Annotated in this window: 14 protein-coding genes; 8 read left to right on the top strand and 6 right to left on the bottom strand. The window is 67.3% G+C overall.

Annotated features, from left to right (window positions below; translation table 11 throughout):
- Position 1 precedes the first annotated feature (1 nt).
- From xylB to ASE69_RS06930, 4 genes are all read right to left on the bottom strand, one after another.
- Positions 2-1447, bottom strand: coding sequence for a xylulokinase (xylB, locus tag ASE69_RS06945; RefSeq protein ID WP_056484682.1), 1446 nt, complete (start codon positions 1445-1447; stop codon positions 2-4).
- Complete coding sequence (locus ASE69_RS06940) at positions 1447-2583, bottom strand: glycoside hydrolase family 43 protein (protein WP_082452956.1); 1137 nt, start codon at positions 2581-2583, stop codon at positions 1447-1449. Before ASE69_RS06940 ends, xylB begins: the two co-directional genes overlap by 1 nt.
- 159 nt (positions 2584-2742) lie before the next feature.
- The gene (locus tag ASE69_RS06935; RefSeq protein ID WP_056484680.1) at positions 2743-4386 is read right to left on the bottom strand and encodes a glycoside hydrolase family 43 protein; all 1644 of its coding nucleotides are present in this window, start codon (positions 4384-4386) and stop codon (positions 2743-2745) included.
- Between the two features lie 8 nt (positions 4387-4394).
- On the bottom strand, positions 4395-6956 hold the full coding sequence (locus tag ASE69_RS06930; RefSeq protein WP_056484678.1) for a glycoside hydrolase family 9 protein: 2562 nt from the start codon (positions 6954-6956) through the stop codon (positions 4395-4397).
- A 218-nt stretch (positions 6957-7174) separates the two neighbouring features.
- Between ASE69_RS06930 and ASE69_RS06925 the strand changes: the two genes are divergently transcribed.
- The 8 genes from ASE69_RS06925 to ASE69_RS06890 all read left to right on the top strand — a co-directional run bounded on the left by ASE69_RS06925 (position 7175) and on the right by ASE69_RS06890 (position 18706).
- Positions 7175-8830, top strand: a complete 1656-nt coding sequence (locus ASE69_RS06925) for a carboxylesterase/lipase family protein (RefSeq protein ID WP_056484676.1) — start codon at positions 7175-7177, stop codon at positions 8828-8830.
- Between the two features lie 34 nt (positions 8831-8864).
- On the top strand, positions 8865-9785 hold the full coding sequence (locus tag ASE69_RS06920; protein ID WP_056484674.1) for an alpha/beta hydrolase: 921 nt from the start codon (positions 8865-8867) through the stop codon (positions 9783-9785).
- A 22-nt stretch (positions 9786-9807) separates the two neighbouring features.
- Positions 9808-10527, top strand: coding sequence for a hypothetical protein (locus ASE69_RS06915; RefSeq protein WP_056485240.1), 720 nt, complete (start codon positions 9808-9810; stop codon positions 10525-10527).
- A gap of 13 nt (positions 10528-10540) precedes the next feature.
- Positions 10541-11992, top strand: coding sequence for a family 43 glycosylhydrolase (locus ASE69_RS06910; RefSeq protein WP_200924136.1), 1452 nt, complete (start codon positions 10541-10543; stop codon positions 11990-11992).
- Positions 11993-12086: 94 nt separating this feature from the next.
- The gene (locus tag ASE69_RS06905; protein WP_056485237.1) at positions 12087-13703 is read left to right on the top strand and encodes an alpha-N-arabinofuranosidase; all 1617 of its coding nucleotides are present in this window, start codon (positions 12087-12089) and stop codon (positions 13701-13703) included.
- Positions 13704-13710: 7 nt separating this feature from the next.
- Positions 13711-16065, top strand: coding sequence for a glycosyl hydrolase family 95 catalytic domain-containing protein (locus ASE69_RS06900; RefSeq protein WP_056484671.1), 2355 nt, complete (start codon positions 13711-13713; stop codon positions 16063-16065).
- Positions 16066-16121: 56 nt separating this feature from the next.
- The gene (locus ASE69_RS06895; protein ID WP_082452994.1) at positions 16122-17144 is read left to right on the top strand and encodes an alpha/beta hydrolase; all 1023 of its coding nucleotides are present in this window, start codon (positions 16122-16124) and stop codon (positions 17142-17144) included.
- Positions 17141-18706 (top strand): glycoside hydrolase 43 family protein, encoded by a 1566-nt coding sequence (locus tag ASE69_RS06890; RefSeq protein WP_056484666.1) that lies wholly within the window; start codon positions 17141-17143, stop codon positions 18704-18706. The genes ASE69_RS06895 and ASE69_RS06890 overlap by 4 nt, the downstream gene beginning before the upstream one ends.
- 164 nt (positions 18707-18870) lie before the next feature.
- On the opposite strand, the gene ASE69_RS06885 is transcribed toward ASE69_RS06890, so the two are convergent.
- Complete coding sequence (locus tag ASE69_RS06885; RefSeq protein WP_321163569.1) at positions 18871-20778, bottom strand: NPCBM/NEW2 domain-containing protein; 1908 nt, start codon at positions 20776-20778, stop codon at positions 18871-18873.
- Positions 20775-23435 carry a glycoside hydrolase family 3 C-terminal domain-containing protein gene (locus ASE69_RS06880; RefSeq protein WP_235518241.1) on the bottom strand — a complete coding sequence of 887 codons (2661 nt, stop codon included), beginning with the start codon at positions 23433-23435 and terminating at the stop codon, positions 20775-20777. Before ASE69_RS06880 ends, ASE69_RS06885 begins: the two co-directional genes overlap by 4 nt.
- Positions 23436-23472: the final 37 nt, after the last annotated feature.

The following is a 23472-nucleotide window of genomic DNA, read 5'->3' as shown; positions in this document are numbered from 1 at the left end:
CCTACGATTTTGGGGTGATGCGGGAATAGGCTTGGCGGAACGCGGCCTTCTTCTCGGCGAGCGCCGAGACGAGGGCAGGGTCGGGGACGATGGTGTGCGAGACGGGGGGCGCGACGCAGATCTCGGCGGGGTCGCCGCCGTCGACACCGAGCTGGGCTAGTCGAGCGGCGCCGAGCGCTGGGCCGACTTCGCCGCCCTGGAGATAGACGAGTTCGACCTCCATCGCCGCGGCGATCACCTGGCCCCAATAGCGCGAGCGGGCACCGCCGCCGATCACCGCGAGGCGCTCGACCGTCGTGCCGGCCTCCCGCAACACGTCGAGGCCGTCGGCGAGCGCGAATGCCACACCTTCGAGCACCGCCTGCGACAGGCGGCCGGCGTCGGTGTCGTTGTCGAGGCGGAGGAACGCGCCGCGTACCTCCGGATCGTTGTGCGGCGTGCGCTCGCCCGAGAGGTAAGGGAGGAAGATCTCGGGGCCACTGGCCGGACCAGCGGCTTCGGCGCGCGCGAACAGGTCGGCGGCACCGGCGGCACCGGTGATCCGTGCGACCCAGTCGATGCACGACGCGGCCGACAGGTGGACCGACATCTGGTGCCACATGCCGGGAAGCGCGTGACAGAAGGCGTGGACCGCGCGCGCCGGGTTGGGGCGGAAGTCGTTGGTCGCGACGAAGATGACGCCCGACGTGCCGAGCGACAGCAGCGCATCGCCGTCCTTGACGACACCGACGCCGACCGCGCCCGCGGCATTGTCGCTGCCGCCCGCGGCGACCGGCACCTGCGGCATGCCCCACAGTTCGGCGACCTCGGCGGTAAGCGTGCCGGTAATCTCCGTGCCCTCGTACAGCGCCGGCATCTGCGCCTGCGTCAGTCCGCACGCGGTGAGGATCTCGTCGCTCCAGCAGCGGCCGCCGACGTCGAGCCACAGCGTGCCCGCGCTGTCGGACAGGTCCGATGCCTTGTCGCCGGTCATCAGCAACCGGACATAGTCCTTTGGCAGCAACACCGTGGCGATCTTCGCGAAGACCTCGGGCTCATGCTCGCGCACCCAGAGCAGCTTCGGCGCGGTGAAGCCGGGCATCGCGATGTTGCCCGATATGGTGCGCAGGTCGGGAACGGCGCGCTCCAGTGCCTCGCATTCGGCGAAGCAACGGCCGTCGTTCCACAGGATCGCGGGGCGGAGCGGTCGGTCGTCGGCGTCGAGCAACGTCGCGCCGTGCATCTGGCCGGCAAGCCCGACGCCGCGCACCGAGCGACGGACGCTCGGGTCGATCGCCTGGACCGCGGCGATCGTCGCCTTCCACCACGCATCCGGATCCTGTTCGGACCAGAGCGGATGCGGCCGCTGTACGGTCAGCGCGGCAGTGCCCTGGCCCACCACGCTGCCATGCTGGTCGAGCACCACGGCCTTGACACCCGAGGTGCCGATATCGATTCCGAGGAACATCAGTTGACGAACGGATCGATGGTCGGGATCGAGCCGTCGGGCGCGAACTTCAGTTCGGTCACCTTGACGTTGCGCAGGTGGTTCTTGTTGCTCATCTGCGTGTCCGCATAGAACAGCCACCATTTCTTGTTCCACTCGACGATCGAATGGTGACTGGTCCAGCCCTGGACCGGCTTCAGGATATGGCCGCGATAGGTGAACGGGCCGTAGGGGTTGTCGCCGGTCGCGTAGTTCAGGAAGTGCGTGTCGCCGGTCGAGTAGGTGTAGTAATATTTGCCGCCGCGCGTGAAGACCCACGACGCCTCGAAGAAGCGGCGCTCATGGTCGCCGCCGAGCACGGGCTTGCCGGCCTCGTCGAGGATCTGGACGTCGCGCGGGGTCTCGGCGAAGCTCTTCATGTCGGGATTGAGCTTGGCGATCTTGCCCGAGAGCGCGGGCTGGTCATCCTTGCCGAGATCGGTATCCGAGCCGTTGGCGTCGAACTTGCCGTCCTTCCAGCGCTGGAGCTGCCCGCCCCAGATGCCGCCGAAATACATGTAGCTCGCGCCGTTCGCGTCGGTGAACACCGCAGGGTCCATCGAGAAGCTGCCGGCGATCGGCTTGGGATCGGCCTTGAACGGACCGACCGGGCTCTTCGACGTGGCGACGCCGATGCGAAACGTGCCGAGGCCGTTCTTGTCGAGCTGCTTGTCGCGCGCCGGGAAGTACAGGTAATAGGTGCCGTTCTTGTAGGCGGCATCGGGGGCCCACATCTGCTGCGATGCCCAGGGCACGTCCTTCACGTCGAGCGCAACGCCGTTGACCTTCACCGGGCCGCCGATGCGGTCCATGCTCAGGACGCGGTAGTCGCGCATCGCATATTGGTTGCCGAGATCGTCGTCGCTGATCTTCACGTCGATGTCATGGCTCGGATAGACGTAGATCTTGCCGCCGAAGACGTGCGCCGACGGATCGGCAGTGTAGATGCTGGTGACGAGGGGCTGCGACAGATAGCGCTTGCCGTCCGGGCTCCGCGGCTCCTTGCCGGTGGAAGCGGTTTTCGTCTGGGTGTTCGCCCCATTGGTCTGGGCGAGGGCGATCGTCCCCGTTGCGGCGATTGCGGCAATGACGAGCGTGGGCGCGAGGCTGAGACGCATCGGTGCGTGATCCTTCCTAGAGTTCACCATCTGATGTGGTGTCGAGCATAGTTAACCTGCGGTAGCGCTACCGTAGGAAACATGTCAACACTTAGCACGCCGGGTGGACGACTGTCGACAACACCCACGCCGCATACGGCGTCTTTCGCCCCGGATGGCTCATTTCATCCACGCATAGGGGCCGACCAGCGTGCCGACGAAGCCGCCCGCAGTCTTGGTGCTAAGGAAGCGGGCATCGACGTCGCGCGCGAGGGTCTTCTTGCCGCCGGCACCGTCATAGTCGAACGCCATCGTGCCGCCGTTCGCGCGGATCGTCAGCGTGACGGGCCCCGACCCGGTGACGGGTGCGGAGGCGACCAGTTGTTCCTTGCCCTTGTCGGCAGTGTAGAGCGCGACGACGGGCTTGCCCTCAATCCGGGTGATGCCGAAGAACACATAGTTCGCGTCGCTCTGCATCGCGACGAGCCCGGCGCGATCGCCATCGGTGTCGGGGGTGAAGCGGACCGTCGTCGACATCGTCGCGACGGGATGCTGCTGGCGGCGTCCGACGAACGACGACACCTTGGAAAGATCGCCGATGCGTCCGCCGCCGTCGAGGATCAGGTCGCCGTGGTCAAGCCGGTAGAAGGGCGTCTTGGGCGTGCGTACGCCGACCCACTGCATCGCCAGCTTGCTGCCGTCGAAGCTGTCGACATAGCCGAAATCGCCGCTGGTCGGGATGCGGCTCGGCGGGCTCGCGGGCAGCCTGGGCTTGGTGCCGACGAACGGGACCGGCTGGCCCTTGGGCAGGATGATCGGCCAGCCGTCCTTCCATGTTACCGGTAACAAGAACGTCTCGCGGCCGATATTGTAATAGTCGCCCTCGTACGGACGGACGCCGAGGAAGGTCGCGTACCAGTCGCCGTTCTGAGTCTCGACGAGCTTGGCGTGGCCGGTCGAGGTGACCGGGTTGGGCCGCGCTGGATCGAGATCGCGCTGAGTCAGGATCGGATTGCCTGCGAACGGGACATAGGGCCCGCGCAGCGACTTCGAGCGTAGTGCGACCTGCGAGTGGTTGACGCTGGTGCCGCCCTCGGCTGCGGTCAGGTAATAATAGCCGTCCTTGCGGAAGATGTGCGGTCCCTCGATCCACACCGGCTTCTTGGAGATGTCGACGCCGCCGTTGATCAGCTGCGTGCTGTCGCCGACCATTTTACCCGCGCGCCAGTCATATTCCTGGATCCAGATCGCGCGGTGGCCGTCGTAACGCGGTGGCTCGGCGGGGGCGCGGTTGTTGACGATATACGCCTTGTCGCCTTCCCAATAGATCGACGGATCGATGCCTTCGAACGGCAGCCAGATCGGGTTCGACCAAGGTCCCGCCGGGTCCTTCGCGGTGATGACGAAATTGCCTTTGCACTCGACGCACGTGTTGACGATGTAGAACACGCCGTCGTGATACGAGATGTCGGGCGCGAACACCGCCTGCGACGTGCGCATCCCGGTGAAGTCGAGCTGCTCCGGCCGGTCGATCGCATTGCCGATCTGCGTCCAGTTCACCAGATCCGTCGACGTGAAGATCGGCAGGCCGGGGTAGTGCGCGAACGAGGAGAGGACGAGGTAATAGTCGTCGCCGACGCGCGTCACCGACGGGTCGGGATAATAGCCCGACAGGATCGGATTGCGATATTGATTGGGCCCGACGCTGACCTTCTCCTGCGTGTGGCCGTCATAGCTGAAGCTGCTGAACCGCGGTGCGTCGCTGGCGAAGGCGGGTGTTCCGAGCGCGAGACCGGCGAGCAGCGCGAATTTCTGGATTTTCATGGCGGTTCTCACTTGGGTGCGCTGGCTGTCTGGGCTGGTTTCGTTGCAGGCGCTGCGGCAAGTTCCTGCGCGGCTTGTGCGAGTTCGATCCACATCGCGCCTTCGGGGATGACGTATTCGTTCTCGCCCCAGAAGAACGGCCAGTCCTCATGGTTCTCGGGGAAGTCCGGCTTGATGATCAGCACGCCCGGCACGACGCCCCCGGCGATGAACGAGAAGTCGGCGCGGTTGTTGCCGTAGGCGACCTCCTTCGAGACGGTGCCGACCGCGGAGACGAACGACACGTCGGACGCGGGGTGGTTGCCGACCAGGAACTCGAGCCCGCGGAACACGGCGTCGGCTGGCATGATCTCCGGGAACGCCTTGTGCAGCGTGTACGCGTTCATCGCATAGCCGAGCACGGTGCCGCTGCCCGCCCAGCCGCCGGTGGTGATCGGCACGCCGAACGGATTGGCCTTGGCCGCGGTCTCGGCGGCGGCGGCATAGGCGCGCACCGCCGGGATCATGGCTGCGCGGTACGCTGGCGGCATGAAGGGGATCGCCGCCACCGCATCGCGCAGGGTGAAGGTGAACGTCTTTTCCGTCGCCGGCCACATCGACTGGACCGCGGCGGCATAGCGCGGATCGCGCGTCGTGCGGAGCAGCTCGACCGCGGCGGAGAAGCGTTCCGCGTCGACCGGCCCGCCGGTGGTGTTGCCGTGCTGGTACAGATCGGGCGCGTGCGACTGTTCCTCCGCCCAGGTCCGCGTTGCGATCCCGAGCGCCTTCTTCGACAGCGCCGGATCGACCTCGGCGAGCGCGCGCGATGCGGCCGCGAGGCCGGCGATCGAGCCGTAGTTCAGCGCGGAAACCTTGGTCGTGAACGCCCAGCGATCGTCGGGCGTCCCGCTGCGGCCGCTCTTCTCCTCGCCGAGCTTCAGCGCCGGATCGTAGACCAGCCCGTCGGTCTTGGTCGAGGCGTCGCCGAGGTGCGTGTATTGCGCGACGTCGGGCTCGACGATGCCGTGGATCGCGTGGCCGACCGCATCGAACTGCGCGACGAGCTGCAACGTGCCGTGGCGGATCTGCTGGACGAGATCCGGCATGCCGTCGGGAACGTGGATCTCGGTCTTGCGCCGCGTCCAGTCGATCGCGGTGGTATCCCGCATCGGGTGCCAGCGCTCCCAGCTGTCGACCAGCGAGCGGATCACCTGATATTGCGACTGGGTGCGGATGTCATAGTCGCCCGCGTCGAACCATCCGCCGATCGCGAGGCCGGGGATGTGCTCGCCCGACTTGAACTTGGTGTCGGTGGTCGGCCCCTGTGCGTAGAGATCGATATGCTCGTGGCCGGTCGGCGCCTGTCGCGCGTCGTCGCGGTGCGCGTCGCCGTGCCAGACGCGGTAGCCTTCGTTGACGAACATATGGTCCATTGCGACCGGGAAATAGACGTCGAGCGTCGGGTGCCATGCGCCGGCATAGGCGTCGGCGGCGATCCGGAACGGTGCGGTGCGCGTCGTGCCGTAGTCGAGCACATAGGTGCCGGGCTGGCGGACCGCGCTGAAATCGAGTTGCAGATAGCTGTAGCGGAGATACTCACCCCAGTGCTTGGCGGGCGCGGTCGGCACCGGCGTCATGCTGCCGTCCTCACCGACGCGGAGCAGGCGCGCGGGCAGCAGGCGGCGATCGTTGCGATCGAGCTCGATCGTCGCGACCTTCCGCGCGTCGGGCGTGTAGCCGAGTTGCGAATGCGCGATCACCGGGGGCCGGAGCCAGCCCGGCACGCTGTTGGGCTGGATCATCCATTCGAGCACGGTGCCGGTGCGCCCGGCCGGAAGAAGCGAGCGGAGCACGAACCAGCCATTCTGCGCCTGGTTGCGGCCGTCGAACAATTGCACCTCAGCAGTCGATCGGATCGTCACGCGGCGTGCCGGATCCTCGGGCGCGAGCACGAAGCGACTGCCCCTGGCGATCGCTGTCGGTTCCGCGCCGGGACCTTCCGCGCGACCGCTCGCCGCGTTGCGCTGCGGCGTCTGGATCATTGCATCGGCCGGATAGACCGGGAAGGCACCGCTCACCCCGTCGGCCATATAGCTGTGGTGGAAATAGGCGGCGGGGAGGAATTCGAGGTTGAACCCGGCCTTGCCCGCGAGTGCAGCCGGCACAGGCTGGTCGAGGATCACCGAGACCGCGACCGCGCCGCCGCGCTTTTCCGAGCGCACGCGGTAGCGCCACTTATAGTCGGGATATTCGAGCGTGACGGTGATCGCGCCGGTCGCGGCGTCGATCTTGCGGTCGACCAGGCGTCCGATCGCGTCCCATTGGCCGGGCGTGGAAGACAGGCGGACATCGCCGTTGGTGGCGATCCGTTCGCCCTGCTGGATGATCTCGACGCCGCTGATCTTCGAATCGGCGAACAGGCCATCATACCAGTTGGAGAATACGAGGACGTTTGCGGCCGGCGCTTCGTAATAGCCGGCGGCGTTGAGCGTGAGGTCGGTCGACGCGACGCGCGGGCTTGTCTGAGCGATCGCGGGCGCGGCGCTCGCGAGCAGGGTCGCGATCAGGCAGATTGCGGATTTGGCCGCCATGGTTTTTCCTCTCCGGTATCGTCATGCGGCGTTGGATTCGCCTGCTATTCCCAGGACTATAGCGCTAACAATCGCATACGCCACCCGCTGATGCTGTTTCCGTATGGACAGGGTAGCGGTATCACTCTAATACTCATACAAGGTTGCAAAGGGCACGCGACGGTTCCGATTTCGGGACGTCGGAGAACAGCCTGCACGCAACCGATAGGAAGAAGAGGATGACCGGGCCAACCGTCGATCGTCGTCGTGCGATGCTTGCATCGATTGCCACCGGGGCGGGGCTGATGCTGCCCGCAATCGGTCGCGCGCGTGCTGCGCCCGGATCGTCCGCATCGCGCACCGGCACCTGCTCGACGCCGCAATCGGCGATCGCACGGACGCAATACGGTCCGGTCCGCGGCTATGTCTCGGACGGCGTCTACACCTTCAAGGGCGTGCCTTATGGCGCAGATACCGGCGGCGAGAACCGCTGGCTGCCCGCCAAGCCGCCGCAGCGCTGGACCGAAACGCGCGACACGCTGTCCTACGGCGCGAACTGCCCGCAGACGCTCCACGACTTTAGTGCCGTAGAGCACACGTTCCTCCAGCAATGGACCGACGGGTTCATTGGCGAGGACATGCTGAAGCTGAACGTCTGGACGCCGTCGCTGTCGGGCAAGCGGCCGGTGATGGTGTATTTCCACGGCGGCGGGTTCGCGTTCGGATCGTCGTACGAACTCGCCTCGCATGACGGCGCGCAGATGGCGCGGCATCACGACGTGGTGCAGGTATCGATCAACCACCGGCTGAACGTACTCGGGTTCCTCGACCTGACCGAGGTCGGCGGCGGCGCGTACGACACGTCGGTCAACGTCAGCATGACCGATTGCGTTGCTGCGCTGCGCTGGGTGCAGGAGAACATCGCGCGGTTCGGCGGCGATCCCGATACGGTAATGATCTACGGCCAGTCGGGCGGCGGATCGAAGGTGACGACGTTGCTCGGCATGGCGACCGGCAAGGGCCTGATCCACCGTGCCGCGGTGCAGTCGGGTGGCGGCGGGTCGCTGCCGATCGCGGAACAGTCGCGCGATTTCTCGCGGCGCGTGCTGCGTGAACTGAACATCGGACCGAAGGATATCGGCGCGCTTCAGCGGATCGCGTGGAAGCCGCTGTTCGACGCCGGCAACAAGGTCGCGACCGAGATCAATGGTCCACGCGGGCCGATGGGGCCTTCGCTGACACCGCGCGTGGGCTGGAACCCGACGCTCGATGGCAAGGTGATCGACGTCCGCTCATACTCGGACATCGCGCCCGAGGTGTCGCGCGACGTGCCGGTGATGATCGGCAACGTCAGCGAGGAGGGGATGCGCTGGGGCTACAACCCGAGCGAGGCGCAGTGGCGGACCGATCTCACCGCGCAGATGGGCGCCGACAAGGCGGGTCGGCTGATCGCGGCGATGAAGCAGGCGCATCCGGAAAAGGCGGTGCGGACCCTGGCGTACGGCGTGCAGGGCTTGCAGAACCGCAACCGCGTGCAGGACATGGTACGGCTGAAACACGCGCAGCGTGGCGCGCCGGTGTACCAATATCTGTTCCAGTGGCAGTCGCCGCAACTCGGCGGCGTCGCGGGCGCATGGCACACCGCCGACCTCGCCTTCTGCTTCGACAACACCGCGCTCTGTGACCAGGGCACCGGCAATACGCCCGAGGCGCAGCACGTCGCGCGGACCATGTCGACCGCTTGGGCGAACTTCGCGCGGACCGGCAATCCGAGCCAGCCGGGGCTGGCCTGGGCGCCGACCGATCCGCAGCGCTGCCAGACGATGGTGTTCGATACGACGAGCCGCATGGTCGACGATCCCGAGGGCGCCGCGCGGCGTATCCTGTTGTCGTGAGCGTCGTGTGACGGACACTCTGGGGGAGAAGACGATGCGTTGGTCGATCGGATTTGGGCTGTTTGCTAGCGCGCTGGCGCTGGCGTCGCCGGTGCTGGCGCAGGACGCGAAGATGACCGCGACGGCGGCGCCGGCCGAGCCGGCCGCGATTCCGCTCAACACCGGCGGCGTGAAGGGGCAGGCTGCACCCGAAGCGTGGTTCAGCCAGTACGGCGTAGCGATGACGCGCAACGTCACGTCCGCGACGCTGACGCCGTTCCTGCCCGATCCGGCCGAGGCGACCGGATCGGCGGTGATCGTCGCGCCGGGCGGCGGTTTCCTGATGCTGTCGATGGAGAACGAGGGCTGGCGCGTGGCGAAGGCGCTCGCCGACCGGGGCATCGCGGCGTTCGTGCTGAAATACCGCCTGAAGCCGACGCCGGCGGACATGGGCGGGTTCGAGCAATCGGTCACGGCGATGTTCGCGGGCGCCGCGCAACCGCATCGGCGGATGAGTCCGGACGAGGCGATCGCCGGGCTAAGCGACCAGATCGCCGATGCGCGAGCCGCGGTTGCTTTGGTGAGGACGCGCGCGACCGAGTGGAAGGTCGACCCCACCCGCGTCGGCATGGTCGGCTTTTCGGCGGGGGCGATGACGACGATGGCGACCGCGCTGGCCGCGCCCGACACGCATCTGGCCTTCATCGCGCCGATCTATGGATCGATGGAGGCGGTGAAGGTGCCGGCCGACGCCCCGCCGCTGTTCGCGGTGCTCGCCGCCAACGACCCGCTGTTCGCCAACAAGGGATTCGGCCTGATCGAATCCTGGCAGAAGGCGGGGAAGCCGGTCGAGTTCCATCTTTACCAGGCAGGCGGGCACGGCTTCGGGCTGGGCAAGAAAGGCACGACCAGCACCGGCTGGTTCGAGGATTTCATGCACTGGCTCGACGCCAACGGCATGCTCGTACGGCGATGACAAGATGCAGGGGGAGACGGATATGACGCGCTTCACGAAGGTTCGGGCGATCGGGCTGCGTGCCGTTCCGCTGCTGGCGTTGGGTGCGCTGGCCGGGATGTCGTCCGGCGCGAACGGGCAGGATGCGGCGCCGGCACCGGGGCTCGCGCCGTATTTCCAGCCGGTGACGCAAGGGCCCACGACGCCCGACAGCGACGGGTTCCTGCGTCGCTGGCTGTTGCTCGAGCCGATCGACAAGCCCAACCGCAGCAATACGGGCTTCACCGCCACCTATGTCCGGCAGGCGCTGACCACGCCGTATTTCCCCGGCCAGTTCACCGCGATCCCGCGCGACGGCCAAGTCGTGAAAGCGGCCCAACCGCTACGTTGGCACGCACTCGATTCAGGCGCGTTCGACGTCAAGCTTTTCAGTTTCGCCAAGGGCCTCGGCAAGCCGACCTACGGCGTGATCTTCTGGGCGGTGACGATCGTCGACAGCCCGCGCGAGATGCGCGACGTGCGGCTGGCGGTCGGGTCGAACTCGGCGTCGATCTGGTGGTTGAACGGCAAGGAGACGGCCGGGCTGTTCAACGATCGCCGGATGGTGATGGACGACGTGCTGTCGGATCGCGTGACGCTGCGCAAGGGCCGCAACGTCCTGCGCGGCGCGGTGATCAACGGTCCCGGCCTGAGCGACTTCTGCGTCCGCTTCGTCGACGAGACCGGCCGGCCGATCACCGACCTCAAGACCGATGTCCGCTAGCATGGAGACCCTCATGACGCGTCTTGCCGCCGCCGCTCTCGGGCTGTCCGCAATCCTCGCCGCCGGCGCGCCGCCCGCCGCCGCGCAGTTGCAGGGGGAGACGTTCATCCACGATCCGTCGACGGTCACCGAGTCCGACGGCAAATACTACACGTTCGGCACGCGCGGCGGCGGGCTGGTCTCCGACGACGGCTGGACGTGGCGCAGCGGCCCCAAGCGTCCCGGCGGCGGCGTCGCGCCCGACGTGATCAAGATCGGCGACCGCTATTACGTCGCCTATGCGGTCGGTGGCGGCGGCATGTCCGGCGGGCATGCGAGCCAGGTCAAGATCATGTGGACGCTGTCGCTCGATCCGAAATCGCCGCGGTTCGAATATCACGATGTCGGCGTGGTCGCGTCGAGCGACGGGGTGGAGACCGCCGACGCGATCGACCCCGCATTCCTGTACGTCGATGGCCGTCTGTGGCTGACCTACGGCACCTATTTCGGGCCGATCCGCATCATCGAACTTGATCCAAAGACGGGCTTACGCGTCGCAGGCAATCAGCCAGTCGACGTCGCGATCGACATGGAAGCCACCGCGATGATGCACCGCGACGGCTGGTATTATTTGCTCGGGACGCACGGGACGTGCTGCGACGGGCCCAATTCGACCTATCACATCCGCGTCGGCCGATCGCGCAGTCCGCTCGGGCCGTATGTCGATCACATGGGGACGCCGCTGCTGCGCGGCGGCGGCAAGCTGATCGTCAGCGCGCGTGGTCGCAATATCGGCCCCGGTCATTTCGGGCTGATCGAACTCGACGGCGGCGTCGAAAAATTCTCGATGCATTACGAGGCGGACATGGATCGCAGCGGCCGCAGCGTGCTGGGGATCGAACCGCTCCGCTGGACCGACGGCTGGCCGGTCGCGGGGGAGAACGTCGTCCCCGGCACCTATGAAGTCGCGTCCGAACGCAGCGGCTACGCGCTCGGCCTCGCGACCGATGTCGTCAGGATCGCGTTCGACCCGCGCCGCGCCTTCATGGCCAAGCCGACCGATCCGGTCAGCCCTATCCCCGATCAGACATTGGCGCAGGACTCGGCGGGTTGGCCGCAGGGCCGCATCCGCGTCGACCTCGCCGACTATATGAACCGCCCGCACCAATTGTGGACGATCGCGCCGGCGGCGGGTGGCGGGGGGTATTTCGGTGCGCCCTATTACACGATCACGATCGCCGGGACCGCGCGTGTCCTCGCGGCGACCGCGCAGGGCGAGGTAGAGACGGTGCCAGCGTTCACGGGCGCGACCGAGCAATTGTGGCGGATCGACCAGCTGACCGATGGCACCTACCGCATCATGCCGAAGTCCGTACCGGGTGGTCGCGCAAACCTGGCGCTCGTCGCGATCGGCGCCAGCACGCCGACGCTCGCCAAGTTCGATCCGGCCAGCCCCGCCGGGCGCTGGACCTTCAAGCGGCCGTAGTCGATCCCAGCCGACGTTGACGCCGGCCGAGATTGAACTACTCCTACAAGTATCGAAAAGATGGGGCTGCCTCATGGTGGCCGAAAGGGAGAGTATGGACCTGTTGACGCAACGCACTTCACAGTCGGGTTCCGGCCAGACGCGCGGGTTCAAGCGCGCGATCGCCGCACTGTTGCTCGCGGGGGCTGGCTTCGCGACGTCGGCGGTGGCGCAGGACGCCGCGGCACCTACCGTGACGGCGACGTTGCAGGCGGACAAGCCGGGTGCGGTCATCCACCGCGACGTGTTCGGACAGTTCGCCGAGCATCTCGGACACGGCATCTATGGCGGGATCTGGGTGGGCAAGGGCTCGCGTATCCCGAACGACGGCGGCTATCGTCGCGACGTGCTGGACGCGCTGAAGGCGATCAACGTGCCGATGGTGCGCTGGCCCGGCGGGTGTTTTGGCGACGAATATCATTGGCGTGACGGGATCGGTGCGACCAAGTCGCGCCCGACCAAGGTCAACACCAACTGGGGCGGCGTCAACGAGGACAACGCGTTCGGCACGCACGAATATTTCGGGTTGATGGACCGCCTTGGCGCCAGCACCTACGTCTCCGCCAACGTCGGCAGCGCACCGCCGTCCGAGACCGCGCAATGGGTCGAGTACATGACCGCCGCGAAAGGCACGACCGTGCTGGCCAAGGAGCGCGAGCGCAACGGTCATGCGGCACCGTGGAAGATCCAGTATCTCGGCATCGGCAACGAGCTGTGGGGCTGCGGTGGCAACATGCGCGCCGAATATGCCGCCGACCTGACCAACCGCTATGCGCAGTTCGCCAAGTCTGCGAACGGCCCGATGCTCAAGATCGCGAGCGGCCCGAGCGACTCGAACTACGAGTGGACCGAGGCGATGATGCGGATCGCCGGCAAGAACATCGATGGGCTGGGGCTGCATTACTACACGCGGCCGCGCGACAAGGACTGGAAGGACAAGGGCGCCGCGATCGGCTTTCCCGAGCGCGAATGGGCGTCCACCATGTCGCACACGCTGGAGATGGAGGAGTTCATCACCAAGCATTCGGCGATCATGGACAAATACGATCCGGCCAAGCGCGTGATGCTCGCGGTCGACGAATGGGGCACGTGGTACGATCCGACGCCGGGCAGCAATCCCGGGTTCCTCGAGCAGCAGAATTCGTTGCGCGATGCGGTGGTCGCCGGGCTCAACCTCAACATCTTCGCGCATCATGCCGACCGGGTCCGGATGGCGGCGATCGCGCAGATGGTCAACGTGTTGCAGGCGATGCTGCTCACCGACGGCGCGAAGATGGTGAAGACGCCGACCTATTGGGTGTTCGACCTCTACAAGCCGTGGCAGGGCGCGACGTCGCTGCCGATCGAGGTGACCTCGCCCTGGTACCACAAGGATGAGGTGGCGGTACCGGCCGTCAGCGCGTCTGCGGTCCGCGACACGGCGGGGCAGGTGCATGTCGCGCTGGTCAACCTCGATCCGAACCGCGCGATGCCGGTGTCGGTCGCACTCGCCGGATTGCAGGCGACGCAGGCGAGCGGGCGGATCATCACCGGCACCGCGATGGACGCGCATAACAGCTTCGACGCGCCGGATACGGTCGTGCCGCAGCCGTTCACGGGCGCGCAGGTAGCAGGCGGCAATCTGACGCTCACGGCGCCGGCGAAGTCTGTCCTGGTGCTCGACCTGCGCTGATCGGGCGATGACCGTCGAACCCACGCGTCGCGACATGCTGGAAGGCGCAGCGGCGGTCGCCGTCGCTGCGCTTGCCGGACCCGGTGCCGGACCGTGTCAGGCTTGGGCGGCGGCTCCCGCCGATGGTCCGCGGCTCTGGTATCGGCAGCCGGCGGTCGCCTGGACCGAGGCGTTGCCGATCGGCAATGGCCGGCTCGGCGCGATGGTGTTCGGTGGGACCGCCAGCGAGCGGTTGCAGCTGAACGAGGACACGCTGTGGACCGGGGGGCCGTATGATCCGGTCAACCCGGCGGCGCACGCGGCGCTGCCCGAGGTGCGGCGGTTGATCGACGCGGGCAAGTTCGCCGAGGCGCAGGCGCTCGCCAATGCACAGGTCATGGGATTGCCCAAGACGCAGATGGCGTACCAGCCAGTGGGTGATCTGCTGCTGGAGATGCCCGGCGTGGCGGGGGCGGTCGGCGACTATGTCCGGCAGCTCGATCTCGATGCGGCGGTCGCGACCACCAGTTTTACGATGGGCGGCACGCGGTTTCGTCGGGACGTGTTCGCGTCGCCCGGGGATCAGGTGATTGCGGTTCACCTGGTCGGCGATCGGCCGTTCGACCTGCTGGTGGGGCTCCAGTCGCCGCAGCTTGGCGCCAGCGTCTCGATCGACGGTGCGACGGTGACGCTGGCCGGGCATAACGGCGAGCGGGCTGGGATTGCGGGCCGGTTGCGGTTCGCGGCGCGGGCGCGAGTTTCGACGGTGGGCGGTGCCGTCTCGAAGGATGGCGGCCGGGTTCGCATCACGGGAGCGCGTGCGGTCACGGTGCTGGTGGCGATGGCGACCAGCTATCGCCGGTTCGACGATGTGAGCGGAAACCCGGAAGCCGCGACGCTCGCCACGCTCGATCGTGCCAGTCGGCGCGGTATCGAGCGGATCCGGGCCGAGACGAGCGCCGCGCATCGTGCGCTGTTCCATCGCGTGACGCTCGACCTGGGGCGCACGGCGGCGGCGGACAAGCCGACCGACGAGCGCGTGCGCGCCAATCGCGCAGGCGACGATCCGGCACTGGCGACGTTGTATTTCGACTATGGCCGGTATCTGCTGATCGCGTCGTCGCGACCGGGGACGCAGCCGGCGAACTTGCAGGGTATCTGGAACGACACGATCAAGCCGCCGTGGGAGTCCAAATACACCGTCAATATCAACACCGAGATGAACTATTGGCCGGCGGAGGCGACCGCGCTGGCCGAGTGTACCGCGCCACTGGTGCAGATGGTCCGCGAACTGGCCATCACGGGTGAGCGCACCGCGCGGACGATGTACGGTGCGCGCGGGTGGGTGTGTCATCACAACACCGATCTGTGGCGCGCGACGGCGCCGATCGACGGGGCGCAATGGGGGCTGTGGCCGACCGGTGGCGCGTGGTTGTGCACGCATTTGTGGGATCGCTACGATTACGGACGCGACCTAGATTATCTGCGCTCGGTCTATCCGCTGATGCGTGGCGCGGCGTTGTTCTTCCTCGATACGCTGCAGACCGATCCGGCGACCGGCACGCTGGTGACCAATCCGTCGCTGTCGCCCGAGAACATCCATCCGGCGGGCGCATCGATCTGCGCGGGGCCGGCGATGGACATGCAGATCCTGCGCGACCTGTTTGATCAGATCGGACAGGCGGCGGCGTTGCTGAAGATCGATGCACCGTTTGCGGCCGAAGTCGCGGCGGCGCGCGCGCGTTTGGCGCCCGATCATATCGGTGCACAGGGCCAGCTTCAGGAATGGCAGCGCGACTGGGACGCAGCGGCGCCCGAGCCGCACCACCGCCATGTCTCGCATCTCTACGGGCTGTTCCCGAGCGACCAGATCGATCTCGACCGTACGCCTGCACTGGCACAGGCGGCGCGGCGGTCGCTCGAACTGCGCGGCGATGAATCGACCGGATGGGCGACCGCGTGGCGTGCGAACCTGTGGGCGCGGCTGCGCGACGGCGATCACGCGCACCGAATCCTCGCCTTCCTGCTCGGCCCCGAGCGGACCTATCCCAATCTGTTCGACGCGCATCCGCCGTTCCAGATCGACGGCAATTTCGGGGGTACGCGGGCGATTGCCGAGATGCTGATGCAGAGCCGGGGCGACGAGATTTTAGTGTTGCCCGCGCTGCCGAGCGCTTGGCCGACCGGGTCCGTCACAGGGTTGCGCGCGCGCGGACGGTGTTCGGTCGATCTGCGCTGGCGGGAGGGCGAACTGGTCGAGGCGGTGGTCCGTGGCGAGATATCGGGGCGTCGCGTGATCCGCCTCGGCACGCGGCGGGTCGAGGTGACGATGACGCCGGGCAAGGCCGTGCGGCTTCGCGGTAACGGCCTCGTGCGCGCGTGAACAAGCAAAAGGGGATTTCCGTGAAAGCGCTTCTCGTTGCACTCGGCACTGCGTTGATGCTGTCGACCGGCCCCGCTTCGGCGCAGGTCAAGACGCCCGGACCGCCGCTCGTTGCCGGTGCGAAGCCGGTGACGATCGAGCGGATCACCGTCCACTCGCCCGCGATCGAGGGCAATCTGGAAGGCGAGAGCCCCGACCGCGCGGTGCTGGTGGTCCTGCCGCCGAGCTATCGCGCCAACCCGACGCGGCGCTATCCCGTTGTGTACGCACTTCACGGTTATTCGATCGGCGCGGAGCAGTGGATCGGCGAGATCCATGTGCCGCAGACGATCGAGGGTGCGTTCGCCAAGGGCGCGCGCGAGATGATCGTCGTGATCCCCGACAGCAAGACCGCGCATAACGGGTCCTTCTATTCGAGTTCGGTAACAGTCGGCGATTTCGAGACGTTCGTCGCGCGCGACCTGGTCAGCTATGTCGATGGCCATTACCGGACGATCGCGGACCGCCGCAGCCGCGGGCTCGCGGGGCATTCGATGGGTGGCTACGGCACCGCGCGGATCGGCATGAAGCATCCGGAAACGTTCGGCGCGCTCTACATGATGAGCCCGTGTTGCCTGTCGACGCGTGCGCTCGGCACGCCCGATGCGGCGACCGAGACGGCGATCCGCGCGCTGCGGTCGCCCGCGGATAGCGCTACGCTCTCTTGGGGACAGCGCGCGCAACTCGCGACCGCCGCGGCATGGTCGCCCAATCCCAAGGCGCCGCCGCTGTACCTCGACCTGCCGGTCAAGGACGGCGTGGCGCAACCCGACGTGCTGGCGCGCTGGGCCGCCAATGCGCCGCTGGCGATGCTCGACCAATATGTCGGCAATCTGCGGCGTTATGCGGCGATCGGGATCGACGTCGGCGACCGCGACGGACTGAAGGACGATGCCGGCAAGCTCCACGCCGCGCTCGACAGCTACGGGATCGCGAACAGCTTCGAGGTGTATCCGGGCGGTCATACCAGCGGCGTCGCCGGCCGCGTGCAGGACACGATGATGCCGTTCTTCTCGCGCGCGCTGGCGTTCGGCAAATGAGGATTGCGGTGGCGGTCGCGCTGGGGCTGCTGGCGACCGCCGCGTCGGCGCAGGTGTGGCGGTCGGACCAGGGCGACGGGAGTTTCCGCAATCCGGTGCTGTTCGCGGATTATCCCGATCCCGACATCATCCGCGTCGGCAGTGATTATTATTTCGCGACGACGACGTTCGCGAACACGCCCGGCATCACGATCCTGCACAGCCGCGATCTGGTCAACTGGACGCTTGCCTCGCACCTCGTCGATCGGCTGGAGGGCAAGCCCGAATACGACCTGAAGGGAGGCAACGCGTACCGGCACGGGCTCTATGCCTCGTCCTTGCGCTATCACGCCGGCACCTATTATCTCGCCAATACGCCGGTCGGGCAGAAGACGCGGATCTGGTACGCGAAGGACGTGCGCGGGCCGTGGCGTTATCACGAACTGGAGCGCGAGGCGTTCGATCCGGGGCTGTTCATCGAGCCGGACGGGCGCGCGTACCTGGCGACCGCGAGCACCGCGGACGGGACGATCACGCTGCTGACGCTCGACAAGGACCTGGCGCACGTCACCGCGTCGCAGAAAGTCCATTATATCAAGGGCGCGGAGGGGTCGAAGATCATCCGGCGCGGTGCGTATTACTACCTCTTCAACGCGCTGCCGCCGCGGCTGGCGCTGACCGTGTCGCGGTCGCGCAGCCTGTTCGGGCCGTGGGAAACGCGCGACCAGATCGACGACAAGACCGGCGGGCATCAGGGTGCGCTGGTCGACCTGCCAGATGGCCGCTGGTTCGGCTTCGTGATGGAGGATAGCGGCGCGATCGGGCGGATGACGAACCTCAGCCCGGTGTTCTGGCAGGACGACTGGCCGGTATGGGGCACGCGCGAGGCACCCGGTCGCGTGCCGCGGCGTGCCGCCAAACCGATCCTGGGTGGGGCCTTCGCGGAGCCGGCGACGTCGGACGATTTCGGTAAACCGACGCTCGGGTTGCAGTGGCAGTGGAACCACAATCCGGAGCCTTCGCGCTGGTCCTTGTCCGAGCGGCCGGGTTGGTTGCGGCTGAAGCCGACGGTCGCGACCGGGTTCTGGCGCGCGCGCAATACGCTCGTGCAGAAGGGGCAGGGGCCGGCGAGCCGGGCCGAGGTGAAGCTCGACATCCGCCATCTGGCACCGGGCGATCGCTGCGGGTTCGGGACGTTAGGGCAGTTCAGCGGGAATATCACGGTGCAGGGCGCGGCGGGCGGCAAGGTGACGCTGGCGATGGAGGTGACCGAGGACACGGTCGCCGGTGCCCGGACCGAGGTTCGCGCCACCGTGCCGTTGCCGCGGACCGAGGCGCTGTGGTTGCGGACCGACATGGACTTCACGACCGACCGGGCGCGCGTGGCGTATAGCGTGGATGGGCGGCGCTGGACCGGGCTGGGCGGCGACTTCCCGCTCGCGTTCGCGTGGCGGACGGGGACGTTCCAGGGCGAGCAGATTGCGCTGTTCTGCTATGCGCCGACGGGGAGTCGCGGGTGGCTGGACGTCGACCGGTTCACGCTGTCGGCGTTGCCGCCGGGCAAGCCGGAGCGGGTGCGTTAGGACTAAGTGACCAACGTAGCGACCACGCCCAACCTTCCGTCATCCTGACGAAAGTCAGGATCCAGAGTAACGGACGGCGAACTCGTGGCTCTGGATCCTGACTTTCGTCAGGATGACGGGTTCAGCTTGGTTCGGATTCAAGACCTGAACCCGAAGACGGTCGCCTATTTAAGTAACGCAGCGTCCGCCCAAATCGCAGGTTGCGGCGTCCCGGCATTTACCACCGCCCCGCTCCCCCGCGCCACCAGTTCGACGATCCGTACACCCGTCACTTTCGCCTCCAGCGGTATCGCAGCCTCGCCGAACCCAATCGGCCGGGACTTGGCGAGCAGGCGACCATCGCCCCATACCTCGAACACCGTCTTACCCGACCGCGGTTGGCCGGAATCGTTGATGCCGACCTTGGCGGCGAACCGCGCGTAACCCTGGTTGCGGACTTCGAGGCGGGAGTTTGCGAGCACGCCGATCCCCGTGTCGAAGTCAGTGCCGGCAACGCGCAACAGCTTACCGTATGGCGCGCGGTCGGCTTCGGCGCCGCCCCAGCCGCCATATTGCGGGTGCTCGCCACCGCCGCGGGTGCCCGTCCACGGCGTGATCGACTGGTAGATCGTCGGATCGGGCTGCGGCACGACCACGCCATCGGTCGCCGGATTGACGCTGCCGGTCTGCTCCGAAAGGTATAGCCCGCCCGGCAAACGCCGCGTGCCGGTCGCGCGGAAGATCAGCGTCTCGTGCGGCGCCAGCGTCACCGCAATCTCCTTGCGGAAGCTCTGCTCCTTCTTGGTCCAGAGGTCCTTCAGGCGCACGTCGGCGGTCGGCAGCATCTTGAGCTGCTCGGCGGTCAGCACGGCCTTGGCGGGCGAGGCGGTACGGTTGAACAGTGCCACACCCTTGCTACCGTCCGCGAGCGTCTTGACGAAGGTCTGCACCTCCGACGAGTCGTAGGCGAGCACCGCCTGGTTGCCCGCCGAATCCTGGTTCAGCGCGACGATATCCGCGTTGCCGAAGATCGCGAGCAGGTCCGGCGTAAGCTTGCGCAAGTCGTAGCCGATGATCAGCGGCGCGTTGAGCATCGCCCACAATGCGAAGTGCGAGCGTGCCTCCGCGCTGTGCGCCGCGTCGAAATCGCCGGTGCCGACGAACAGCATGTCGGGGTCGTTCCACGATCCCGGATGCGCGTAGAGCGCACGGTGCGTGACGGTGTCGAGGTTGGTCAGCATCCGCGGCCAGACCGGCTGGATGTCATCGCTGGTGCGCGATGTGTTGCCGACGTCCTTGCCCCACGCGCGCACGTCGCCCGCGCCCCACAGGCACAGCGAATAGACGTACGCGCGGTCGCCGGCGTGCGTGTGCAGCGCGGCGTGAACCTGTTCGTAGAGGCGGCGGATACCGGCGATGTCCGTTCCACCAAGCGACTGCATGTCGACGAGTGGCGTGAGTGCGCGGTACAGGCCGGACTTCACGCGCGGTGCGTCCACGGGCAGGCCGCGTGCGCCGCAGCCGTCGACCTTCAGGAAATCGAAGTTCCATTCGGCGAAGAACAACCGGATGTCCTGGTCGACATGGCCGTACAGCCCGACCTCGCGCTCGGCGACATTGCCCTCGGGCTGGTTCTTGAAATCGGGGGTGTAGATCTGGCCGCAGCTGTTGCGGCCAATGTCCGAATAGATGCCGACCTTGAGGCCCATCGCGTGGAGCCGATCGGTGAACGGGCGGAAGCTGGTGTCCGCACCGGTCGCAGCGGACGGGAAGTGGCTGGTGCGGATCAGCAGCCGGCCGTCGGGTTGGCGACGCTTCAGCCACCAGCCATCGTCGATATTGACGTAGCGATAGCCGATGTCGCGCAATTTGGTGTCGATCAGCGCCTGCGCCGAGGCGAGCACCTTCTCCTCGTCGACGTCGCTGTTGAAGGCATTCCACGAACTCCACCCCATCGGCGGCACGGCTGCTGAGCCATCGGTGTTGGCGCTCCATTTGCCAGTCGGGGTCAGCGGATCCGCCAGTGCCGCGATCGGCGTGCAGAGCGCAACCAGCGCGGTGCCGAGCGTCGCGAGTGTCCGGACGCGGCTCACTTAGGCAGCTCCGCCGACTGGCGCGCCGTGAAGCTGGCGGTCTGCCCGGCGACGCCCGTGCCGGGCTGCCCCGCGCCCACCGTCACGCGGTAGGTGCCGGCGGCCACCGAGCGCGCTCCGTCGAGCGCGACCGAGCTGAGATCTCGCGGCGACAGGTCGAAGGTGACGCTGCGTGCTTCGCCGGGGCGGAGTGCGACGCGCTGGAACCCGCGCAACGCGATCCGCGGCGTGCCGGGCCGGTCGGGGAAGTCGAGATAGAGTTGCGCGACCTCCTCGCCGGGTCGATCGCCCTGGTTGGTCAGCCGCGTGGTGACGCGCAGGCCGTTCTCGGCGCCGCCGCGGGCGGGCGTGACGGTCAGCGGCGCATAGCCGAACTTCGTGTAGCTGAGCCCGTGGCCGAACGGATAGACCGGCGTGCCCGCGAAATAGCGATAGGTGCGGCCCTTCATCGCGTAATCGCCGAACGACGGAAGGTCGCCGACGCTGCGATAGAAGGTGAGCGGCAGGCGGCCCGACGGGTTGGTGCGTCCGGTCAGGATGTTGGCCGCAGCGGTGCCGCCGGTCTCGCCCGGATACCACGCCTCCAGCACGGCGGCGGCGTTGTCCTTTGCCCAGGCGAGATTGATCGGGCTGCCGTTCATCGTGACGAGCACGATCGGCTTGCCGGTGGCCTTGGCCTGTTCGAGCATTGCGATCTGGTCTGCTGGCAGGTCGAGCGTGGTCTTGTCGCCGCCCGAGAAGCCCGGCACCGTCACGCCGGTTTCCTCGGCTTCGAGGTCGGAGGTGAGGCCGACCACCGCGACCAGCACGTCGGCGGCAGCGGCCGCGCGACGAAGCTCGGCGGACGGCGCATCCGACACGCGCTTCCACACCAGGTCGATCCCGCTGCCCTCGGCGCGGATCGCATAACGCCTGCCGCCCTCGAGTTTCAGCGTCGTCATGCCGGGCAGGTCGTTCCAGCGCGCCTTGCGCCGGTCCGAAATCATCTTGCCGTCGAGCGTCAACGTACCGCCCGATCCCGACAGGCCAACGCGGTAGGTGCCGCTTTCGGGGGCCACCAGGAAGCCGGTCCATTCGGTGCGGTGGACGTCGGTGACACGCGCGAGATCGAGGTTGCGATCGCCGACGTCCGGCTCGATCCGCGTCACTACCGGCTGCGTCTGGTACTTGGCCGCGGCAACAAGCTTCTCGCGCGTGCCGCGGGCGTATTGCGCGGGCATCGGCGTGGTCGGATTATAGTAGCGCGCGAGCAGGCCGGGCTTGCCGTCGGGCGTGAGCAGCGCGGACGTCGGCACGCGGTCGCCGTCCGTGACGGATTCCCCGAACGGTACGAGCGTGACCTGGCTTGCACCGAGCGCGGTCTTCAGCCCCTCCAGCACCGATACCGGCGCGCCCGAAAGCGGCGACGAATAATTGCCGCGCAGCACGCGCGTGGCATCGCCGAGCGGGCCGATGACGGCTAGCTTCACGCCCGGCTTGAGCGGCAGGATTCCGTCGTTCTTCAGCAGCACCATCGACCGTTCGGCCGCAGCCAGCGCCAGACGGCGATGCTCGGGGGCACCGACCACGCTGGTCGGCAACGCCTTGGGGGCGCCGGCCAATCCGGGCAGGTCACCGTTACGATACCGCGCAGTGAACAGGCGAACGAGGCTTTGATCGACGTCCGCCTCGGTGATCAGGTCGCGGCTGAGCGCCTCGCGGTACCGGGTCTCCAGGCCCGCGGTATCGCCCAGCGTCTCGCCATTGCATTCGTTGTCGACGCCCGCGCGCATCGCGGCGGCGACCGCGGCGGCGCTGTCGGGGGCGTATTTATGGTTGTCGGCGATGTCCTTCACCGCGTCGCAATCGGACACTACATAGCCCTTGAAGCCCCACGCGCCGCGCAAATGCTCCTTGAGCAACAGGTCGCTGGCGCAGGCCGGCTGGCCGTCGATGCGGTTGTACGCGCACATCACCGAGCCTGCGTGCCCGTCGACGAGAGCCGCGCGGAAGGCGGGGAGGTAGGTGTCCTCCAGGTCGTGCGCGGAGATGTAGACGTTGGCTTGATGACGCGTGCCCTCGGGCCCGCTGTGCACCGCGAAATGCTTGGGCGTGGCGATCACCTGCGGGCGATCGGGGTTGGGGCCCTGCATCCCGGTCACGAACGCGACGCCCATCGTCGCGGTCAGGAACGGATCCTCGCCATAGGTCTCCTGCCCGCGGCCCCAGCGCGGATCGCGGAAGATGTTGATGTTGGGCGACCAGGTGTCGAGCCCGGTGCCGATATGCCCGTTCCTGCCGGTCTCGCGACCGAGCGTATGCAGCCCGCGCACCTCCTGGCTGATTGCGCCCGCGACGTCGTGGACGATCGGCGCGTCGAAGCTTGCGGCGAGGCCGATCGGCTCGGGGAAGTTGGTGGTCGCAAGCGGCCCGAGCGCGCCGTGCAGCGATTCCGTCCACCAATTATACGCGGGCACGCCGAGCCGCGGGATGGCAGGCGCGACGTTGAGCAACTGTGGCAGTTTCTCGTCGAGCGTCATCCGCGACACCATCGTCCGCGCCATCTGCTCCGCGGGATCGGCCGCGGTCCGCTGGCTCGGCGCGGCGGCGGGCTCGCGCGCGATCGCCGGGGAGAATGCGAGCGCGAGCCCGGCCGTCGCCAGGGCTTTCGCCCTCATGGTCATGCGCATCGTCAGTCTCTCCCGTTGCGGCGCG

The organism is Sphingomonas sp. Leaf208, assembly GCF_001421415.1.
In the GTDB taxonomy this organism is placed as follows: Bacteria; Pseudomonadota; Alphaproteobacteria; order Sphingomonadales; family Sphingomonadaceae; genus Sphingomonas.
Note: the sequence above shows the minus strand (reverse complement) of the source record. Positions and strands in the feature narration are given on the sequence as shown.

Coding starts and splice junctions, on each gene's coding strand:
- ASE69_RS06895 (WP_082452994.1), top strand. CDS start 16,122: ATGCTGTCGACCGGCCCCGCTTCGGCGCAGGTCAAGACGCCCGGACCG.
- ASE69_RS06890 (WP_056484666.1), top strand. CDS start 17,141: ATGAGGATTGCGGTGGCGGTCGCGCTGGGGCTGCTGGCGACCGCCGCG.
- ASE69_RS06930 (WP_056484678.1), bottom strand. CDS start 6,956: ATGGCGGCCAAATCCGCAATCTGCCTGATCGCGACCCTGCTCGCGAGC.
- ASE69_RS06910 (WP_200924136.1), top strand. CDS start 10,541: ATGACGCGTCTTGCCGCCGCCGCTCTCGGGCTGTCCGCAATCCTCGCC.
- ASE69_RS06920 (WP_056484674.1), top strand. CDS start 8,865: ATGCGTTGGTCGATCGGATTTGGGCTGTTTGCTAGCGCGCTGGCGCTG.
- ASE69_RS06900 (WP_056484671.1), top strand. CDS start 13,711: ATGACCGTCGAACCCACGCGTCGCGACATGCTGGAAGGCGCAGCGGCG.
- ASE69_RS06880 (WP_235518241.1), bottom strand. CDS start 23,435: ATGAGGGCGAAAGCCCTGGCGACGGCCGGGCTCGCGCTCGCATTCTCC.
- xylB (WP_056484682.1), bottom strand. CDS start 1,447: ATGTTCCTCGGAATCGATATCGGCACCTCGGGTGTCAAGGCCGTGGTG.
- ASE69_RS06915 (WP_056485240.1), top strand. CDS start 9,808: ATGACGCGCTTCACGAAGGTTCGGGCGATCGGGCTGCGTGCCGTTCCG.
- ASE69_RS06940 (WP_082452956.1), bottom strand. CDS start 2,583: ATGCGTCTCAGCCTCGCGCCCACGCTCGTCATTGCCGCAATCGCCGCA.
- ASE69_RS06935 (WP_056484680.1), bottom strand. CDS start 4,386: ATGAAAATCCAGAAATTCGCGCTGCTCGCCGGTCTCGCGCTCGGAACA.
- ASE69_RS06925 (WP_056484676.1), top strand. CDS start 7,175: ATGACCGGGCCAACCGTCGATCGTCGTCGTGCGATGCTTGCATCGATT.
- ASE69_RS06905 (WP_056485237.1), top strand. CDS start 12,087: ATGGACCTGTTGACGCAACGCACTTCACAGTCGGGTTCCGGCCAGACG.